The organism is Vibrio gazogenes, from assembly GCF_023920225.1.
In the GTDB taxonomy this organism is placed as follows: Bacteria; Pseudomonadota; Gammaproteobacteria; order Enterobacterales; family Vibrionaceae; genus Vibrio; species Vibrio gazogenes.
The window spans coordinates 3,098,356-3,119,533 of record NZ_CP092587.1 but is presented as its reverse complement, the minus strand read 5'-3'; the positions used below and the strand labels follow the sequence as shown (position 1 = coordinate 3,119,533).

Sequence of the window (21,178 nt, the reverse complement as noted above, 5' to 3'; positions counted from 1 at the left end):
GTCATACACCATGAGTACAAATGATGATTTGGGTGCATCGATGAATAACTTGTCTGGCGATGATGTCGTCAAATTATTTGAGCTGGCAAAAGCAAGAGGCCTGAAACGAAAAAAGAAAGACAAGCCTGCCGCGATTGAACCTGTCGCCCGCTCTCCGGAAGGAGAGCCTTTAGCACTGGCACAGCGACGGATCTGGTTTCTGTCTGAAATGGAGCAGAGTGCATCCGATGCTTATATTATCAACGGTTCATTTCGGCTGAAAGGTCAGTTGAATACCGACATCTTACGACAAACACTGGATCACATGGTCTCCCGCCATGAAGCCCTCAGAACCATTTTTATTACTCGGGATGGGCAACCTTTTCAGCAGATCATACCTGCGGATACAGGGTTCTTACTTGATGAGATCAATTATGATCAAGTCGATCTCTCAGAGCCTTATTTGCCTCATTTTGATCTATCGACAGGGCCATTGGTCAGAGCCGAATTGGTCCATGTTCAACACCATGAATTCGTGCTACGTGTGGCTTTCCACCATGCCATAGCCGATGGTTGGTCGATGAGTGTGTTTATCCGCGAAGTCGGCACGTTGTATGCTGCATTGTGTCAGGGACAAAGTAACCCGCTGCCCCCGTTACCGATTCAGTTTGCTGATTATGCCCACTGGCAACAATCTCTCGCTGAATCCGTTATTCCCCGTCAACGGGATTACTGGGTCGGACAACTGAAAGATGCACCGGAGTATCTGGCTCTCAAAACCGATTTTCCACGTCCGTCGGTGCAGGACCATGCCGGTGCCAGTGTGAATTTTACGTTGGACCGGACGTTAACTGCTGCATTGAAAGCCTTGGGACAGCGCCATGATACCACGCTATTTATGACCCTGTTTGCCAGTTGGGCGACGTTAATGAGCCGTCTGGCCAGTCAGGATGATGTGGTGATCGGTGCCCCTGTCGCCGGGCGAAACCGCGCTGAGTTAGAAGGTTTGATCGGGATGTTTGTCAATACGCAGGCACTGCGGGTTGATTTAAGTCAGCAACCCAATACGTCCGCGTTACTGGCACAAGTAAAAGCCACGGCACTGGCTGCGCAGTCCAATCAGGATATGCCGTTTGAACAGGTGGTTGAGGCGGTACTGACGAACCGTAATCCAGCGTATACACCGTTATTTCAGGTGATCTTTGCCCTCCAGAATCTGCCGGACTCAACCTTGAGTCTCCCCGATATCTCTTTATCTCCGGAAGAAGAACCATTTAAGACTGCAAAATTTGATTTGAGTCTGCTGCTCAGTGAATCGGGCGACACTTTGTCTGGTTATCTGAATTATGCGACAGCCTTGTTTGAAAAAGCGACGGTTGAACGCTATCTCGGCTATTGGATCCGTTTACTGCAAGGGATGGTTGAGCAGCCTGAGTTACCAGTGACGGCATTGCCAATACTCGATGACGAGCAATTTCACACCGTCATCCATCAATACAATCAGAATCGTTATGATTATCCCGCAGATAAGGGCGTTCATACGCTGTTTACTGAGCAGGTCAATGCATCGCCCGATGCGACAGCGGTGGTGACTGATGATGGTGATCTGACTTATGCCGTACTGGAGGCGCGCGCCAATGCGCTGGCTTATCGACTGCAAACACTTGGTATTCGACCGGGGCAGCGCGTCGCCATTCTGCTGCCGCGCTCAGCAGCTTTGATTCAGGCGGAGCTGGCGATTCTGAAAGTCGGCGGGGTATATGTGCCGCTTGATCCAACGGCTCCGACAGAGCGACTGGATTATATACTGGACAATAGTGGTGCGACGGTTTTGATTGCTGAGCCCGGTGCGACAGCGAATTATCCGACGCTCACGGTATTGGAGATGGATGCATCATTGGTCAATGAGATTCGTGAGCAACCCGTGTCGGTTCCTGTCAGTGGGGATGCGCCGGCTTACGTGATGTACACCTCGGGCTCGACCGGTCAGCCGAAAGGCGTTGTAATCCCTCATCGGGGCATTGCCCGACTGGTGATCAATAATGGTTATATAACCGTTCAGCCTGCGGATCGTTTTTCGTTCTCAGCCAACCCTGCGTTTGATGCAACCACCTTTGAATTATGGACACCATTGCTCAATGGTGCTGCGGTGGTCGTGATTGATCAAGATACCTTGTTGAACGTCCAAGCGCTTGAGCAAGCATTGATTGATCATCGAGTCAGTGTTTTGTGGATGACGATCGGTCTATTCAATCAATATGCGCAAGATTTGAAAACCGTGTTACCGGGATTGCGCTATGTATTCTTTGGCGGGGATTCGCCTGATCCAATGGTGATCCGACGGATGCTGTCCGATGGCGCGCCACAGCATGTGGTGCATTGTTATGGCCCCACAGAAACCACCACATTTGCGACAACACATGAAGTAACAGCCGTGGATGAGGATGCGGTGAACATTCCGCTTGGCTATCCGATTGGCAACACACAGATATATCTGCTGAACGATCAGAGACAACCGGTGCCACAAGGGGTTGTCGGTGAATTATATATTGGTGGTGACGGTGTCGCGTTGGGATATCTCAACCAAGATGAATTGACCGCAGAACGCTTTATTCCTGACCCGTATTCATCACAGCCGAATGCACGGATGTATAAAACCGGTGATCTGGGTTACAGACACCCTGACGGCACACTCGAATTTATCGGTAGAAATGATTTTCAGGTCAAGATTCGCGGATTTCGTATCGAATTGGGTGAAATTGAAGTGGCATTGCTTTCAAGCGGTGCTGACAGTGCGGTCGTGCTTGCCCAAGGTGAAGATGCCGGTTCGAAACGGTTAGTGGCCTATTTTACCACTCAAGATCCGCAGATCACGGCAGCGGAACTGAAATCAAGATTAGCTGAGCGATTGCCTGATTACATGGTGCCGAAAGCCTATGTTGCACTGGATCACATGCCGTTGAATGCCAACGGTAAAGTTGACCGCAAGGCGCTGCCGGAGCCGGATGAAAGTGCATTTGTCCGTCAAGCGTTTACTGCACCAGAAGGTGTCGTTGAATCGACTTTAGCTGAGATCTGGTCTGCGTTACTCGGTGTTGAACAAGTGGGCCGAGATGATAACTTCTTTGAGCTCGGTGGTCAGTCGTTACTGGCTGTTCAAATGATCGAACGGTTACGTCAACAGGGCTATCAGATGGTGATCCGGGATCTGTTCGCCCGGCCAACTTTGGCAGCATTAGCTGAAACCTTGGTCGCTCATACCACGAACCCACAAAGCGAAATTCCGCCGAATCTGATTCCCGCAGGTTGTCAGCATATCACACCAGAGATGTTACCGTTGGTGACGCTGAGCCAGCCAGAGATTGATCGGATCAGTCAGACCGTCGCTGGCGGTGCGGCGAATATTCAGGATATTTATCCGCTGGCACCACTTCAAGAGGGGATCTTATTCCACCACTTACTGGCCGAACAAGGTGACCCATACATTACCCGATTTATTCAGAGTTTCAGACGTGAAACGGAAATCGAGACGTTTATCAGCGCCCTGCAGCATGTGGTGCAGCGACATGACATTTTACGGACTGCCGTCGTTTGGGATGGACTGGAGACCCCCGTCCAAGTGGTGTGGCGCGAAGCGCCGGTCGTGCTGAAAACACTTCAGGCAGCGCAACTTGAGCATGTTGAACCGACGGGGGATGTGGCTGATGCGCTGAGTCGTCACTTTGACCCGGCCCGGACACGGATGGATATCCAGCGTGCACCCATGATTGAAATCTACAAAGTCGCAGATCCGGCGCAAGATCGCTGGCTGTTATGCTTCTTATTCCATCATCTGTGTAATGATCACACCACACTGGAGTTACTGGTTGAAGAAGTACAGTCTTACATGACGGGGCGGGAAGCGATGCTGCCCAAGCCGTTACCGTTCCGTAACTTTGTCGCGCAAACCACTCTGAACCAATCTGGCCGCGATGAACATTTGCGCTATTTTCAGGCATTGTTGGGTGATCTTGATGAGCCTTGTGTGCCATTCGGTCTACAAACACAAAGTGAGCTGACGGAAGGAGTACATGTCGCGATTGATCCGCATTTGGCAGATCAGGTGCGCGTGCTGGCGCGTCAGAAAGGTTTGAGTTCTGCTGCGCTATTCCATCTTGCTTGGGGGCTGGTGGTGCGCATGGCGACGGGGCAGGACGATGTCGTCTTCGGCACGGTACTGTTCGGCCGGATGGCTGGCGGTGAAGGGGCTGATCGCGTGTTAGGCATGTTCCTCAATACGCTACCATTACGGATCTCTTTTGCAGGGGCATCGGTAGAATCAGCGCTGGCTCAGACCCAACAGCGATTGGGTGAGTTACTTGAACATGAACATACGTCATTGGCTTTGGCGCAACAGTGTAGTGGCTTGAGCAATCAGACACCGCTATTCAGTTCTCTTCTCAACTATCGTTATCAAGGTGGCAGCGCACAGCATACTGAGGAGAGCGATGCGCTGGGAACCGTGGTCTTTGCTGCCGAAAATACCAATTACCCATTAACCGTGGCGGTTAACGATATTGTCAACGGTGGTTTCTCGTTAGATATCCATGTCAGTCGGAGCATCGGTGGCGATCGGATTGGCGCAATGCTCGTAACGGCACTGAATGGGTTGGTGAACACGCTGATGACACCGTCTGATATATCGCTTCCTGAGACATCCATTGACCAATTGGATCTGTTGCCTGTTGAAGAGCGTCATCTCGTGCTCGACACCTTTAACCAGACCGCAATGCTCTATCCCGAGCAAGCATGTCTGCACCAGTTATTTGAGTCACAAGCGGCGCAGACACCTGATGCCACCGCTGTGGTTTCAGGGAATGACTCGCTGAGTTATGCCGCACTGAATACGCAAGCCAATCAGTTAGCTCATCGTCTGATTGCACTGAGGGTCACACCGGGCAGTTATGTCGCCGTGATGGTTGAGCGCAGTTGTGCCATGGTCACGACCTTGCTGGCGACCCTCAAAGCGGGTGGTGCCTACGTCCCGCTCGACCCGTTGTTCCCGTCCGAGCGATTGCAATACATGGTGGCCGACAGCCGTCCGGTGGTTCTGATTAGCGACGGCAGCGTTGATGTTGCGCAGACATTCGGTGAGCAGGCCGCCCAGTTACAGGTGCTTGAACTCAATCGTGAGTCGCTGGCGGATGAGCCGGTGAACAATCCCGAAGTGGCAACGCTGAGTAGTGACCATCTGGCCTATGTGATTTATACCTCCGGCTCAACCGGACAACCCAAAGGGGTGATGGTGCCGCACCGGGCGGTGGTCAACTTCCTGACCGGTCAGCAGCAGCAACATCAGGTGAGTGGTGATGACCGTTTATTAGCGGTGACAACGATATCCTTTGATATTCATGTGCTTGAAATTTATCTGCCGCTGTTAAGTGGTGCCGCCCTGCACTTGGCCGATAAAGCGCTGTCTCGTGATGGTGAAGCATTGGCTGCTTATCTGGATAATCAGGCGATTACCCTGTTTCAGGCAACCCCGGCGACATGGAAACTTTTACTGGCAGCAGGGTGGCAGGGCTCGCCCCGGTTAACCGGACTGATTGGCGGAGAATCCTTCTCGAAAGTGCTGGCGGATGAGATTCTTAGTCGCGTCGGTCGTTTGTGGAATATGTATGGCCCGACAGAGACGACAGTCTGGTCAGCGACCCATCCTTTGCGCGTCAGTGATACGGGCGTCCTGATTGGTCAACCGATTGGGAATACCCGAATTTATATTCTGGATGAGAGACACCAGCCGGTTCCGGTGGGTGCCAGTGGTGAGATTTACATTGCCGGCGCCGGGGTAACGGCCGGATATCTCAATCGCGATGATTTAACCGCCGAGCGGTTTATCCCGGACCCGTTTGTTGCTGAATCCGGTGCGTTGATGTACCAAACCGGTGACTTGGGTCGTTGGGATAGTGAGGGTCGGATTCGCTGTTTAGGGCGGAGTGACTTTCAGGTCAAGATTCGGGGATTCCGAATCGAGCTGGGTGAAATCGAGTCGCTGATGCAGGGTTATGCCGGTATTGCTGATGCGGTGGTTACTGCGCCTGAGATGGCGGACGGAGAGCCACGGCTGGTGGGTTATTATGTGGCGGAAGACGCTGCGCAATCCGGTGAGGGTTTTGAGGAAGGATTAAAGGCCGAGTTACGCCGCCGCTTGCCGGATTACATGGTGCCGGGGATTTATATCGCGTTGGATGCCTTCCCGTTAACCCCGAATGGCAAGGTTGACCGGAAGGCTTTACCGGCGGTCGATGCAAGTCATTTGCCGCACCGGGCTTATGAGCCGCCACAGGGAGATGTGGAAGTTCAACTGGCTGAGATTTGGTCGGGTCTGTTGGGTGTGAGTCAGGTGGGGCGTCATGATGACTTCTTCGAACTGGGCGGGCACTCATTAATCGCTATTCAGCTCGTGTCTCGGATCCGAGTTGCACTTGGGCTTGAAATCTCGCTGACCACGCTGTTTGCTCATCCGGTACTGTCTGAGTTGGCTGCCACATTGCAAGACCGCGATCTGACGCCATCACAGCAACGTCTTCCTGCGATTACGCGAGATGCCAGTCAACAAACCCCACCGTTGTCGTTGGCACAACAACGGCTATGGTTCCTGTCACGGATGAATCCGGCAGCATCATCGGCTTATATTATTGCCGGTGGCACCAGACTGCACGGACGATTGAACATCGAAGCACTTCAACAGGCGCTGGACCGGATTGTCGCCCGGCATGAAATTCTACGCACACATTTCATTGAATGTGACGGGCTGGCAACGCAGGTCATCGCATCTGAAACCGTTGGTTTCCCTTTGGTGATGGACACGCAAACGGACGTCCCTTTCCAGCCTCAATTCAGTCTGGATAGCGGACGCTTACTTCAAGGACAGTTGGTTCGTATCAGTGACGAAGAGCATTGGTTGAGAATTGCGATGCATCACATCATTTCCGATGGTTGGTCGGTCAATGTGTTCATCCGTGAACTGGGAGAATTGTATAACGCGTTTACTCAAGGTGATGCAGATCCGCTGCCACCGCTGAGCATTCAGTATGGTGATTTTGCCGTATGGCAACAGCGCTATCTACAAGGGGACGTTCTGCAACGGCAACAAGCTTATTGGGCGCAACAGTTGCAGGGCATTCCTGAATGTCTGACTTTACCGACCGATCATATCAGGCCTGCTTATCAGTCCTATGACGGTGCAGTCATTCCGGTGCAGCTTGATCAGGCTATCACTGACGGGCTGAGAGATTTAAGCCGTCGTCAAGGTTGTACGCTCTACATGACCTTATTAGCCAGTTGGTCGGCATTGATGGGACGCCTTGCCAGTCAGGATGATGTGGTGATTGGCTCGCCGATTGCCGGACGTACCAGTGCTGAGGTTGAACCTTTGATCGGCATGTTCGTCAATACGCAGGCGATCCGAGTTGATCTGTCTGATCATCCGAACACGATTGATCTGCTGGCGCAGGTGAAAGACACGGCACTGGCGGCACAGGCCCATCAGGATATTCCGTTTGAGCAGGTGGTGGAGTCGGTTGCACCAACAAGAAATATGTCTCATCCGCCACTGTTCCAAGTGATGCTGAGTTTGCAAAATACACCTCAAGAAACGCAGGCGCTATCTGGTGTCACTCTTTCCTTATTGGAAACCGAACGTCGGACCGCGCAGTTTGATCTGAGCTTAGATCTCTTTGAAATGGATGGTCAGCTTTCCGGAACGCTGAACTATGCCACGGCTCTCTTCGATGCAGGCACCGTTAAACGCTATCTCGGATACTGGCACGCTTTGTTACAGCAGATGGTCTCGGCACCCACCCAAGCGGTTGGCTCACTGAATATCCTCCCGGACGCTGAACGCGACCTTGTGCTCAACCAGTTTAACCAGACGCAAACGTCATTCCCTGACGAATCCTGTCTGCATACGCTGATTGAAGCGCAGGTGACTCGTAGCCCAGACGCGACCGCGGTGGTGTTTGACGACCAGTCGCTCAGTTATGCCGAGCTCAATGCGCAGGCGAACCAACTGGCGCACTGGCTGATTGAACAGGGCGTGCGTCCGGACAGCCGGGTTGCGGTCTGTCTGGAAAGAAGCTGTGAGCTGGTGGTATCTCTGCTGGCGATTCTCAAAGCGGGCGGCGCGTATGTTCCGCTCGACCCGGGTTATCCGAGTGAGCGACTGACGTATATGTTGTCCGACAGTGCGCCGGTAGCCTTGTTGACCTGCGGCAGTTTAGTTGAACGTCTGGGAGAGGTTCCTGCAACAACCCGTTTGGTCGATTTAGCCTCTCCGGTGCAGCCATGGCTCGATAGTCCGACAACCAATCCTGTGGTGGCAGCGCTGACCAACCGTCATCTGGCATACATCATTTACACCTCGGGCTCGACCGGTTTACCGAAAGGAGTGATGAATGAGCACCGCGGGGTGGTCAATCGTCTGCACTGGATGCAACAAGACTACGGGTTCAACGCAGATGATGTGGTGCTCCAGAAAACCCCATTCAGTTTTGATGTGTCAGTGTGGGAATTCTTCTGCCCGCTGTGGTCGGGCGCTACATTATTGATGGCGAAACCCGAAGGGCACAAAGACCCGGATTACTTGAAAACCCTCATGACCACCCAAGGGGTGACTATCGTGCACTTTGTCCCCCCAATGTTGCAGAGTTTCCTTGAGGTGGTCAGCCCGAATGATTGTCCGAGCCTGCGCTTGGTGTTCTGTAGTGGTGAAGCGCTACCGGCGGAAGCAATACGCAAGAGTTATGCGCGCTTACCACAGATTGAATTACATAACCTGTATGGCCCGACGGAAGCAGCGGTGGATGTGACGGCATGGCACTGTCCACGGCAACTGACGGGTGACCGGGTTTCAATCGGTCGTCCGGTTGCCAATACCCGGATGTATGTCCTCGATAGTGAGGGTCATCCGGTACCGGTGGGTGTTGAAGGGGAGTTATACATTGGTGGTGTTCAGGTTGCACGGGGTTATCTCAACCGTGATGAGCTGACGGCGGAGCGGTTTGTTGCCAATCCGTACGACAAGCATCACTATCCGGTGATGTACCGTACCGGCGATGTGGGTTGCTGGTTGCCGGACGGCACGATTGAGTATCGGGGCCGCAATGATGACCAGGTGAAAATCCGTGGTTTCCGTATCGAGCTGGGTGAAATCAGCTCAGCGCTACAAGGTTGTACCGGTGTTCAGGATGGCGTGGTGGTTGCGCGAGCCTTCGGTGGCAGCGCTGATAAACAGTTAGTCGGTTACTACACGGCGGCACAGGCAGATGCGGTGCCGGATGTGGCAGCCCTGAAGGCTGAGTTGTCTGAGCGCTTACCGGCGCACATGGTGCCGGCGGTGTATGTGGTGATTGATGCGATGCCATTGACGCCGAACGGTAAAGTGAATCGTAAGGCATTACCGGAGCCGGATATCAGCTCGGTAGTGCGGCATGAATATCAAGCACCGGTGGGTGATGCGGAGCAACAACTGGCAGCGATTTGGTCAGCGCTGCTGGGTGTTGAGCAAGTGGGTCGTGCCGACAACTTCTTTGAGTTGGGCGGTCACTCCTTGCTGGCGGTGCGGATGGTGTCACGGGTGCGTGAGCAGTTGGGGCGGGAATTATCACTGACGACACTGTTTTCTCATTCGACATTACATGAAGTGGCAGCGCTGCTTGAGGATGCACAAGGTTCAACCTTACCTGCGATTACGCCACTGCCAGAGGGGCAAGCCATTCCACTATCTCTGGCGCAAAAACGCTTGTGGTTCTTATCTCAGATGGATGCACAGGCCACGGCGGCTTATACCGTGCCGAGAAGTGTGCGTTTGCAAGGCAAATTAGATGTCGATGCATTGCAACGGGCGCTGGATCAGATCGTTGCCCGACATGCTGCATTACGGACTCATTTTGCACTTGTTGCTGATGAGCCGATACAAGTGGTGAGTGCACCGAGTGTCGGGTTCCCGTTAACCTACCTTGACGGAGAAGGCGTGATGGATGAGCTTGCGCCACTGTCGCCAACGTTTGATCTCACTCAGGGCCCCTTGATTCAGGGACAATTAATTCGCGTATCTGATCGGGAGCATTGGTTACGGATTGTCATGCACCATATGATTACCGATGGCTGGTCGATGGGGATCTTTAATCGTGAGTTGGCTGCACTGTACACCGCTCACTGCAATGGTCAGGTTGATCCGCTGCCGCCACTAACGATCCAGTATGGTGATTATGCGGCATGGCAACAGACGCATTTACAAGGCGAGGTGTTGCAACGTCAGCAACAGTATTGGCACGAGCAGTTACGTGATATTCCGGATTGTCTGACATTGCCGACGGATCGGCCTCGCCCGGCGCATCAAGATTACAGTGGGGCAAGTCTGCCGGTTGTTATCCGTCGCGAGTTGACCGAGCAACTGCGTCAATTGAGTCAACGTCGTGGTTGTACGCTCTACATGACGCTATTGGCCGGGTGGTCCGTGGCGATGGGGCGTCTCTCCGGTCAGGACGACATCGTGATTGGTTCTCCGATCGCCGGACGAACCCAGAGTGATGTGGAAGGCTTGATCGGGATGTTTGTCAATAGTATGGCAATGCGGGTTCAGTTGACCGAAGCGCTCAATACACAAGATTTGCTTGCGCAAGTCAAAGAGACGGCACTGGCGGCACAAGCCAATCAGGATATGCCGTTCGAACAAGTGGTTGAAACTGTTGCACCGGTGCGCAGTTTGTCTCATGCACCGATTTTCCAAGTGATGTTCGCGTTGCAAAATACGCCGACGGATCAGATACAACTTCCTGAACTGACACTGGAAGCGTTAGACAATGAACTATCAACGGCCCAGTTTGATCTGAGTCTTGAAATTCATGAACATGACGGCGGCCTCAATGGTTATTTAACCTATGCGAGTGCATTGTTTGAGCCGGAAACCGTGCAGCGTTATCTCAGCTATTGGATCACCTTATTAGAAGAGATGGTTCGTCAGCCTGAGTTATCTGTCGGTGCTCTGCCGATGCTGACCGACAGTGAGCAGCAGCATGTGCTGCAACACTTCAATCAAACCGACTCTGACTACCCGTCCGATTGTGGGGTTCATACGCTGTTCAGCCAACAGGCGAGTGCTTCACCGGATGCCATCGCGCTCATCACCGAAGCGGGTGAATGGTGTTATAGCGAGCTAGAGGGAAGTGCTAATGCGTTGGCGCACCGCTTACAAACATTGGGTGTGGCCCCCGGTCAGCGAGTCGCAGTGCGGTTGCCGCGTTCAGCTGCGTTAGTGGTGGCTGAGCTGGCGATTTTAAAATGTGGTGGGGTGTATGTACCGCTTGATCCAAATGCGCCTGCCGAACGTCAGCGTTATGTTCTGGATGATTGTGGCGCCGAGGTGTTATTGACTGAGTCGGAAACGACACCGGATAGCTTATCACTCAAAGTCTTGACGCTGAATGAATCACTGCTGAGCGAACATTGTGAAGAAGTCGTGTCGGTTGCGGTACAAGGTGACTCACCTGCCTATGTGATGTACACCTCGGGCTCAACCGGTCAGCCAAAAGGTGTCGTCGTGCCACACCGAGCCATTGCAAGGTTAGTCCTGAACAACGGCTATATGGCGGTGCAACCTTCAGACCGGATTGCGCTGGCGGCCAACCCCGCATTCGATGCGACTACATTAGAAGTGTGGGCACCGCTGCTCAATGGCGCGGCGGTGGTGGTGATTGAGCAAGAGACGCTCCTGAACGTCCATGCCTTCGCCCAAGCATTAACACAGCATCAGGTCAGCATTCTGTGGCTGACGGTCGGCTTATTTAATCAGTATGCCCAAGGTTTGCAATCGGTATTCCCCAACCTGCGCTATTTGTTGGTCGGCGGTGATGCGCTTGACCCGGCGGTAATTCGTAGAGTGCTGTCCGAGAGTGCCCCGCAGCATCTGCTGAATGGTTATGGCCCGACGGAAACCACAACATTCGCCCTGACCCATGAAATTACCGCGGTGGATGAACATGCGGTGAGCATTCCATTGGGTCGTCCGATAGGCAATACCCAAGTGTATTTACTCAACAGTCATGGTCAGCCGGTACCGCAAGGTGTGGTTGGTGAGCTGTATATCGGCGGTGACGGGGTGGCGTTGGGTTATCTCAATCAAGCGGAATTAACTGCAGAGCGGTTTGTGCCGGACCCGTATGCCTCGTCAGCGAATGCGCGGATGTACCGGACCGGAGACCTGGGGTATTTACGCGCAGACGGAACGATTGAGTTCGTCGGTCGCAATGATTTTCAGGTCAAGGTGCGCGGTTTCCGGATTGAGCTGGGCGAGATCGAGTCAGCGTTAGTGTCGTGTGGCGTGGCTTCAGCGGTGGTCATCGCTACGGGTGATTCTGCATCAAAACGTCTGGTGGCTTACTTCACTCAGGGAGAAGAGGCACTGACCGCGAGTGAGCTGAAATCCCGTTTGGCGGCATGTTTACCGAGTTACATGGTGCCGACGGCGTATGTTGCGCTGGCAGAGATGCCGTTGACGGCCAACGGTAAGGTTGACCGCAGAGCGCTGCCGGAGCCGGATGAAACGGCGTTTGTCGTCCGACAATACGAAGCGCCGAAAAATGCTATGGAGACGACGCTGGCTGATATTTGGTGTCAGTTACTCAATGTTGAACGAGTGGGACGTCAGGATGACTTCTTTGAATTAGGGGGACACTCATTATTGGCGGTTCGGCTGATTTCGGAAATACAACACCGCCTCCATATTGAGGTGACGATTACGGAACTTTTTGAGCACTCAGTGCTATCTGCGTTAGCGATGAAGCTGGCTTACATCAAACTTTCTGCTTTTGCATCACAAGATATTGAAAATATGGCGCAGCGTTTAGCCAAAGGAAAGAAATAACCATGACTGATACACGCTTTTCTATTGATGAATTGTCACCTGAAGAAATGATGGCAATTCTGGAACAACTTGAACAAGACGGGGCATCACAGCCCCAACTTCCTAGGCAAGATATCATCGTGGCTGCTGATGAAAGCCAACGAGAATTTCCATTGTCGCTGGCCCAGCAGCGGTTATGGGTGATGTCACAAATGGATTCTGCGACAACCGCGGCTTATGTGATTGCCGCCGGGCTGCGCATTGAAGGGCCGCTGAATATGACGGCTTTAACGCAGGCGTTGGATCAGTTGGTGGTTCGCCATGCCGCTTTGCGAACGCATATTGAGGTTCGTGAGGGGCAACCGATGCAAATCATCGGTGCACCGGATTGCGGTTTCCCGTTGGAGATTTGTCACTCGGTTGCGGGTGAGGCTGAATCCGCTTATGAAGCTCCCCAGTTTGATCTCACCCAAGGGCCGTTGGTGCAAGGGCGTTTGATTCGTCAAACGGATACTGATCACACCCTGTATATCATGATGCACCACATCGTCGCTGATGGTTGGTCGATGGGCATCCTGACTGAAGAGTTAAGTGCGTTATATCATGCGTATGTACAGGATGGCGTCGATCCACTACCGAAACCGCCCATCCAGTTTGGTGATTACGCACAGTGGCAACAAGACCATATCCAAGGCGAAGTGCTTGAGCAACAGCAGCAGTATTGGGTCTCTCATCTGCAAGGTGCGCCTGAACTGCTGTCATTACCGAGCGATCGCCCTCGTCCCGAACAGCGCGACTATCTTGGTGACAATGTTAGTGTCACGCTGGATGCTGAACTGACCGCTGGGCTGAGAGCGTTAAGTCAACGCTATGGATGTACTTTGTATATGACGTTGTTCGCCAGTTGGGCAGCCCTGATGGGACGTCTGGCAGGGCAGGATGATGTGGTGATCGGCACGCCGGTCGCCGGTCGGACCCGCAAAGAAGTCGCTCACCTGATCGGTATGTTCGTCAATACGCAGGCGTTGCGAGTGGATTTATCGCAACCGTTGAATACCGAGGCGTTACTGGCTCAGGTCAAAGCGACTTCACTGGCAGCACAATCCAATCAGGATATTCCGTTTGAACAAGTGGTAGAGGCCGTCGCACCGCAACGCAGTTTGTCTTATTCTCCGGTCTTTCAGGTCTTATTTACCTTGCAGAATCAGCCCCGTGTTGAAGCAGCATTGGACGAGATGCGGTTATCTCATGTTGATGTCCCCGATCACTCCGCCAAAGTAGATTTGGCGCTGATCATGACTGAATGTGATGACCATTTATCCGGGATACTGAACTATGCGACAGCACTGTTTGATCCCGCCACGATCAAGCGTTATTTCGGTTACTGGAAATGCCTGCTCGAAGGGATGGTTGCTGAGCGCGATGCCGATGTCCGCACGTTGCCGATTTTGCCGCAATCCGAGCGGGATTATCTCATTACCACGTTGAATCAGACCGCTATGGCATTTCCTGATGATGCCTGTATTCATCAACTGTTCGAATCGTTTGTTGATGAAACACCGGAGGCAACCGCGCTGGTTACTGATTGTGAATCATTGACCTATGGTGAACTCAATTTACGGGCGAATCAGTTGGCACATTGCCTGGTTGAACACGGTGTCGCTCCCGACAGCCGTGTGGCAATTTCTCTCCCTCGGAGTGCTGATTTGTTGATTGCGATGTTAGCGACGATGAAAGCGGGCGGGGTGTATGTGCCGATGGATCTCAATTATCCTGACGAGCGTTTGATTCATATGCTGACCGACAGTGCGCCGCAGGTGTTGATCACACATGCAGACGTGCTGCCGCGGCTCGGTGAAATCGCGCCGGATTGTACGGTCGTGGATGTGGATGCCCATCGCCATATGTGGGCTGATTACGCGACGACCAATTTGAGTGTTGCAGCACTTGGCCTGACGGCACAGCATCTGGCCTATATCATCTATACCTCAGGCTCGACTGGCAAACCGAAGGGGGTGATGATTGCCCACCAAGGGGTATGTAACGTGTCATATGCGCAGCGAAATATGCTCGCTGTCGGCCGGGGAAGTCGGGTATTACAGTTCAGTTCAATCAGCTTTGATGCGAGTCTGTTTGAGATAGTCTTGGGAATCTGTTCTGGTGCCGAGTTACATTTTGCCGGGTCGGAGCAGCCGCTCGGAGAAGCGTTACTGACGATTCTCAAATCGCGCCGCATTACGCATGCCCCTTTACCGCCCGCAGCGCTGGGGAGTCTGCGCACCGATGTGCCGTTACCGGATTTGAAAATGCTGTTAACCGCGGGAGAAGCCGTCACCCGGACGGTGATTGAACCTTGGCTGACCGAAGGGCGTATGGTGTATAACGGTTACGGACCGACAGAAACCACCATCTGGGGGACAACATGCGCGTTACATCAAGGGTTTAACGGTGAGCCACCGATTGGGTTACCAAGACCCAATAGCACGATTTATATTCTTGACGCCAGCGGTGAGCCTGTGCCCCATGGTGTGACCGGTGAAATCTACATCGGTGGTGTCGGGATTGCCCGCGGTTATCTGAATCGTCCTGAACTGACGGCCGAGCGCTTCTTGCCCGATCCATTCTCACCCCAAGCCGATGCGCGGATGTATCGTACCGGTGATTTAGGATGTTGGAAGCAAGACGGCCTGATCCACTATCAGGGACGTTGTGACAATCAGGTCAAAATCCGCGGCTATCGTATTGAGTTGGGTGAAATTGAAACCGCACTGCGTCGCTGCGAGGGGATTCAGGAAGCGGTCGTCACCGCGCAAAAAGATCAGCGCGGCAATCAACGTTTGGTCGGCTATTACACGCAGACTGTTGGTGTCACCGTTGACTTGGCTGCGCTCAAATCTCGTTTACATCAGAGTCTGCCGGATTACATGATTCCATCGGCTTATATGTTACTGGAACAATTACCGCTGACACCGAACGGTAAAGTGGATCATAAGGCTTTGCCTCCGGCTGATGAAAGCGCATTTGCCCACCGGATCTATGAAGCGCCACAAACCGATGTTGAACAGTTACTTGCTACCCTCTGGTGTGACTTATTGGGTCTGGAACAGATTGGTCGCCAAGATCATTTCTTCGAACTGGGCGGGCATTCACTCCTGTCGGTTCAGTTGATCGAACAACTGCGTCAGCGTGGCTATCATCTGAGTGTCAAAGCGTTGTTCAATTATCCGACGCTGGCTGCGCTGGCAAACGCACTAACAGAAAACGCTGTGTCACTGGCTGCGAGTGTACCGAGCAATCAGATTCCTGAGGCGTGTACGCAGATTCTTCCTGAGATGTTGCCGCTCACCGAGCTGAGCGCCGCAGAGATTGCCGTGATTACCGCCAGTGTGTCGGGTGGCGCCGCCAATATTCAGGATATTTATCCGTTGGCCCCGTTACAAGAAGGCATTTTGTATCACCATATCCTGCAGAAGGAGAGTGACCCATACATTACGCCCGTGATCCTCACCTTTGATCAACAATCGCGGATGACGGATTTTCTCAATGCATTACAGGCTGTGATTCAGCGTCATGATATTTTACGGACCGGTATCGTCTGGGACGGACTACGGGAAGCGCATCAGGTGGTGTGGCGTCAAGCGCCACTTGCGATTCATGCGCTACAGATGGAGCAACTATTGGCGGTTTCATCTTCGCATGACGGAGCGGACAACAACGCTGCGTCGTCGCCCGACCTGGTGGCGCGACTACAGGCCTATTTTGCGCCTTCCCGCGTGCAGATGGATGTCTCTCAAGCCCCAATGTTAGCGGTTCATTATATTGCCGATCCGGCGCAACAACGTTGGGTCATGTGCTTACTTCAGCACCATTTGTGTATGGATCACACCACGCTGGAATTAGTGATCGAGGAAGTGCAGGCACATTTGCTGGGACAGGAGCATGCATTACCACAGCCCATCCCATTTAGGAATTTTGTCGCTCAGGCGCGAACCGAACTGAGTCAGCAAACATATCTCGATTATTTCCGTGAGCAGTTGGCTGACATCGAGCAGCCTTCTGCACCGTTTGATTGGCTGGAAACACAGAGTCATGGCTATGAGATTGAATCGTTACGCCACCCGGTTCATGATCGGCTGGCACAGCAGATCCGTTCTCAGGCCCGGCAATATGGCGTCAGTGCAGCGAGCCTGTTCCATCTAGCTTGGGGATTGGTGGTTCGGGCCACCACGGGGAGAGATGATGTGGTTTTCGGCACCGTATTGTTCGGCCGGATGGCCGGCGGTGACGGGGCGGATCGCGCGTTAGGGATGTTTCTCAATACCTTACCGCTGCGCTTGTCTCTTGGGCAGATGAAAACCGGGGAAGCGGTGCAGATGACCCATCAGCGACTGGCCGAATTACTCAACTATGAGCATGCACCGCTATCTCAAGTACAGAAATGCAGTGGCGTCAGTGCCCCGGCACCATTATTCACGTCACTTTTAAATTACCGTTATCAAGGCGGAAGTGCCCAAACGGATATCGACGCTGCACAATCGGTTTCGGCGTGGGAAGGCATTGAGATGCTCGCCAATGAAGAGCGGACCAACTATCCGGTCGGGCTGTCGGTCGATGATCTCGAAGGCGTGGGTTTCAGTTTAGATTTCAAAGTTGATCACCGTATCGGCGCGAAACGGATGGCGGAAATGGTCGAGCAAGCGCTGACCGCGTTAATGACGACCTTAACCGATGCACCGGCGCGTCCGGTTGGTCAGTTAATCGTTCTGCCCCATGCTGAACGCGACCTTGTGCTCAATCAGTTCAACCAGACCCAAACGTCATTCCCTGACGCATCCTGTCTGCATACGCTGATTGAAGCGCAGGTGGCTCGCAGCCCAGACGCGACCGCGGTGGTGTTTGAAGACCAGTCGCTCAGTTATGCCGAGCTCAATGCGCAGGCGAACCAACTGGCGCACTGGCTGATTGAACAAGGCGTGCGTCCGGATAGCCGGGTTGCGGTCTGTCTGGAAAGAAGTTGTGAGCTGGTGGTATCTCTGCTGGCAATTCTCAAAGCGGGCGGCGCATATGTTCCGCTCGACCCGGGTTATCCGAGTGAGCGACTGACGTATATGTTATCCGACAGTGCGCCGGTGGCTCTGTTGACCTGCGGCAGTTTAGTTGAACGTCTGGGAGAGATACCCGCGACAACCCGTTTAGTCGATTTAGCCTCTCCGGTGCAACCATGGCTTGATAGTCCCGCGACCAATCCTGTGGTAGCTGAGCTGACCAACCGTCATCTGGCATACATCATTTACACCTCGGGCTCGACTGGTTTACCGAAAGGGGTGATGAACGAGCACCGTGGGGTGGTCAATCGTCTGCACTGGATGCAACAAGACTACGGTTTTGGTCCGGATGATGTGGTGTTGCAGAAAACCCCGTTCAGTTTTGATGTGTCGGTGTGGGAGTTCTTCTGCCCGCTTTGGTCGGGGGCTACATTATTGATGGCGAAACCCGAAGGGCACAAAGACCCGGATTACTTGAAAACCCTCATGACCACCCAAGGGGTAACGATTGTGCACTTTGTCCCCCCAATGTTGCAGAGCTTCCTTGAGGTGGTCAGCCCGAATGATTGTCCGAGCCTGCGTCTGGTGTTCTGTAGTGGTGAAGCGCTACCGGCGGAAGCGATACGCAAGAGTTATGCACGCTTACCCCAGATTGAATTACACAACCTGTATGGCCCGACAGAAGCGGCAGTGGATGTGACGGCATGGCACTGTCCACGGCAACTGACGGGTGACCGAGTCTCAATCGGTCGTCCGGTTGCCAATACTCAGATGTATGTCCTCGACAGTGAGGGGCATCCAGTACCGGTGGGTGTAGAAGGGGAGTTATACATTGGTGGTGTTCAGGTTGCACGGGGTTATCTCAACCGTGATGAACTGACGGCTGAGCGGTTTGTTGTTAATCCGTATACCGCTGATGAGCACGCTCATCCGGTGATGTACCGTACCGGCGATGTGGGTTGCTGGTTACCGGACGGCACAATTGAGTATCGGGGCCGCAATGATGACCAGGTGAAAATCCGTGGTTTCCGTATCGAGCTGGGTGAAATCAGCTCAGCCTTGCAAGGTTGTGAAGGCGTACAGGATGGCGTGGTGGTTGCCCGAGCATTCGGTACCCGTTCTGAAAAACAGAGCTCTGATAAACAGTTAGTCGGTTACTACACGGCGGTTGACACGAATGTTGTGCCGGATGTGGCGACACTGAAAGCCGAGTTGTCTGAGCGCTTACCGGCGCACATGGTGCCGGCGGTATATGTGGTGATTGATGCGATGCCATTGACGCCGAACGGTAAAGTGAACCGTAAGGCATTACCGGAGCCGGATATCAGCTCGGTGGTGCGGCATGAATATCAAGCACCGGTGGGTGATGCGGAGCAACAACTGGCAGCGATTTGGTCAGCGCTGCTGGGTGTTGAACAGGTGGGGCGTGCCGACAACTTCTTTGAGTTGGGCGGTCACTCCTTGCTGGCGGTGCGGATGGTCAGTGAAGCGCAGCGGCAGGGGATGACGCTGGACTTGGCGAGACTAATGACTACGCCCGTTCTGCATGAACTGGCAGCAACATTTGCTCAGGCGCAGGATGCAGCGACACAAGACGCTGACAGTATAGCGCAGCACGATCAAGTCATCCCGTTCCGTACCACCGGGAAACAACTGCCGCTGTTTATTGTCCCTGAATTCAGTGGAGAATTGTTATACGGACCGACGTTGACAGCGAACATCGATCCAGATGTTCCGGTCTACGGACTATCGGCACCGGATCGAATGCAGACCTCATTGAAAACCTATCAACGGATGGCAGAGCGTTATGTCAGTATGATCCGTCAGATCCAGCCGCAAGGGCCATATCGGCTGTTTGGCTGGTCTTCCGGTGGTGTGTTGGCTTATGAAGTGGCAGCGCAGTTACTCGGTCAGGATCAGCAGATTGAATTTATCGGTATGTTAGATAGCTGGGTACCGGGCATCATTGAACAGCCGGTGCAGACTGATGACGAGATGATCACGGCGCTGAGCCATAATATCGTCGAATATCTTGCCGGACAGATGCGCGGCGCTGCTGTTGAACTGCCACAACAAGACCATTGGCAGGACTACTATCGCATCGGATGTACTGAGGGGTATTTACCTCAGGCGTGGACGGAAACGTATTTTCATCAGATGTTAATCCATCAGAAAGACTTTCTTCGTGCAGCGTATCAGCCGTTGCCTTTACCGATTCACCTCGACTTGATTGCGACACAACAATCACTGGCGATTGAGCCGCTGCTTGGGTGGTCACAGATTCTACCGAGTGAGAATATCCACTGTGTCACCGTCCCCGGAACACATTATGAGTTGATGAGTGCCCCTTATATTTCAGATGTCGGTGCAGCAATTTCACAAGTGATTGTCCGTCGCACAGATTTTTATCGACATAACCCTGCACATCAGGTCGCTGATGAAACACCGGTGATGAAATTGCAGAACGGGAAATCCGGTCAACCACTCGTCGTCTGTATTCCCGGTGCCGGGGATAATGTGTTCTCGTTTGTTGATTTTGTTCAGACCATGCCATCTGACTGGACGGTTCTGGCGATTCAACCGCGGGGATTATGGGGTGGCGGTATTCCTCATAGCAGTGTTGAGGCGGCGGCATCTTTCTATCTCGATGCATTACGAGACCAGTTGGGCGCACATGAGCTGCACATTGTCGGTCACTCATTCGGTGGCTGGGTCGCTCTGTCGCTGGTGACTCAGATGGAGGCGCAGGGCATTCCGGTGAAATCACTGACAATCGCAGATTCCCGGGTGCCGATGCGCACCTATCATCAGGAATACAGTGATCTTCAGGCTTTGATCCGTCTGATTGAGTTATTTGAAATGCGCGGCTGTTCACTCGGTTTAACATCAAGCGAGCTGGCACCGCTCTCGTATCATGCGCGTCTTGCATTGACGTTAAGTCGTTTGATTGACAGCGGATTATTGCCGAAAAGCACCCGGAGCCGTGACTTTGAAGCGATTTATCGCGCTTTTGCGACGCATATTCGTATTTGGTTTACACCGGAGGTTTTACCGAAGACATCGACCACGCTGGTGATCGCACAAGGTTCGTCACCGGAACGTTTTGTCGGTTGGAAGACACTGATGCCAGACATCAGCGTGCGACAAAGTTTGGGAAATCATATGACATTATTAAAGCAACCCGACGTTCGTCTGCTGACGGATACGATTCAGGGTAAGACTGCTATTTAACTGAAGATGTTGTGGCCACTGTATTCGAGCATGTTATCGA

At 53.1% G+C, this 21,178-nt stretch carries 2 protein-coding genes; both read left to right on the top strand.

What is annotated here, in order from left to right; all coding sequences use genetic code 11:
* Window positions 1–10 precede the first annotated feature (10 nt).
* Window positions 11–12,883, top strand: coding sequence for a non-ribosomal peptide synthetase (locus tag MKS89_RS13850; RefSeq protein WP_252518333.1), 12,873 nt, complete (start codon window positions 11–13; stop codon window positions 12,881–12,883).
* A gap of 2 nt (window positions 12,884–12,885) precedes the next feature.
* A complete protein-coding gene (locus tag MKS89_RS13845) occupies window positions 12,886–21,138 on the top strand; it encodes a non-ribosomal peptide synthetase (RefSeq protein ID WP_072963509.1) in 8,253 nt (2,750 codons plus the stop codon).
* The last annotated feature ends 40 nt before the right edge of the window (window positions 21,139–21,178 follow it).

Bases quoted from the DNA above. Each gene is read 5' to 3' on its own strand.
- MKS89_RS13845 (WP_072963509.1), top strand. From the start codon at position 12,886: ATGACTGATACACGCTTTTCTATTGATGAATTGTCACCTGAAGAAATG.
- MKS89_RS13850 (WP_252518333.1), top strand. From the start codon at position 11: ATGAGTACAAATGATGATTTGGGTGCATCGATGAATAACTTGTCTGGC.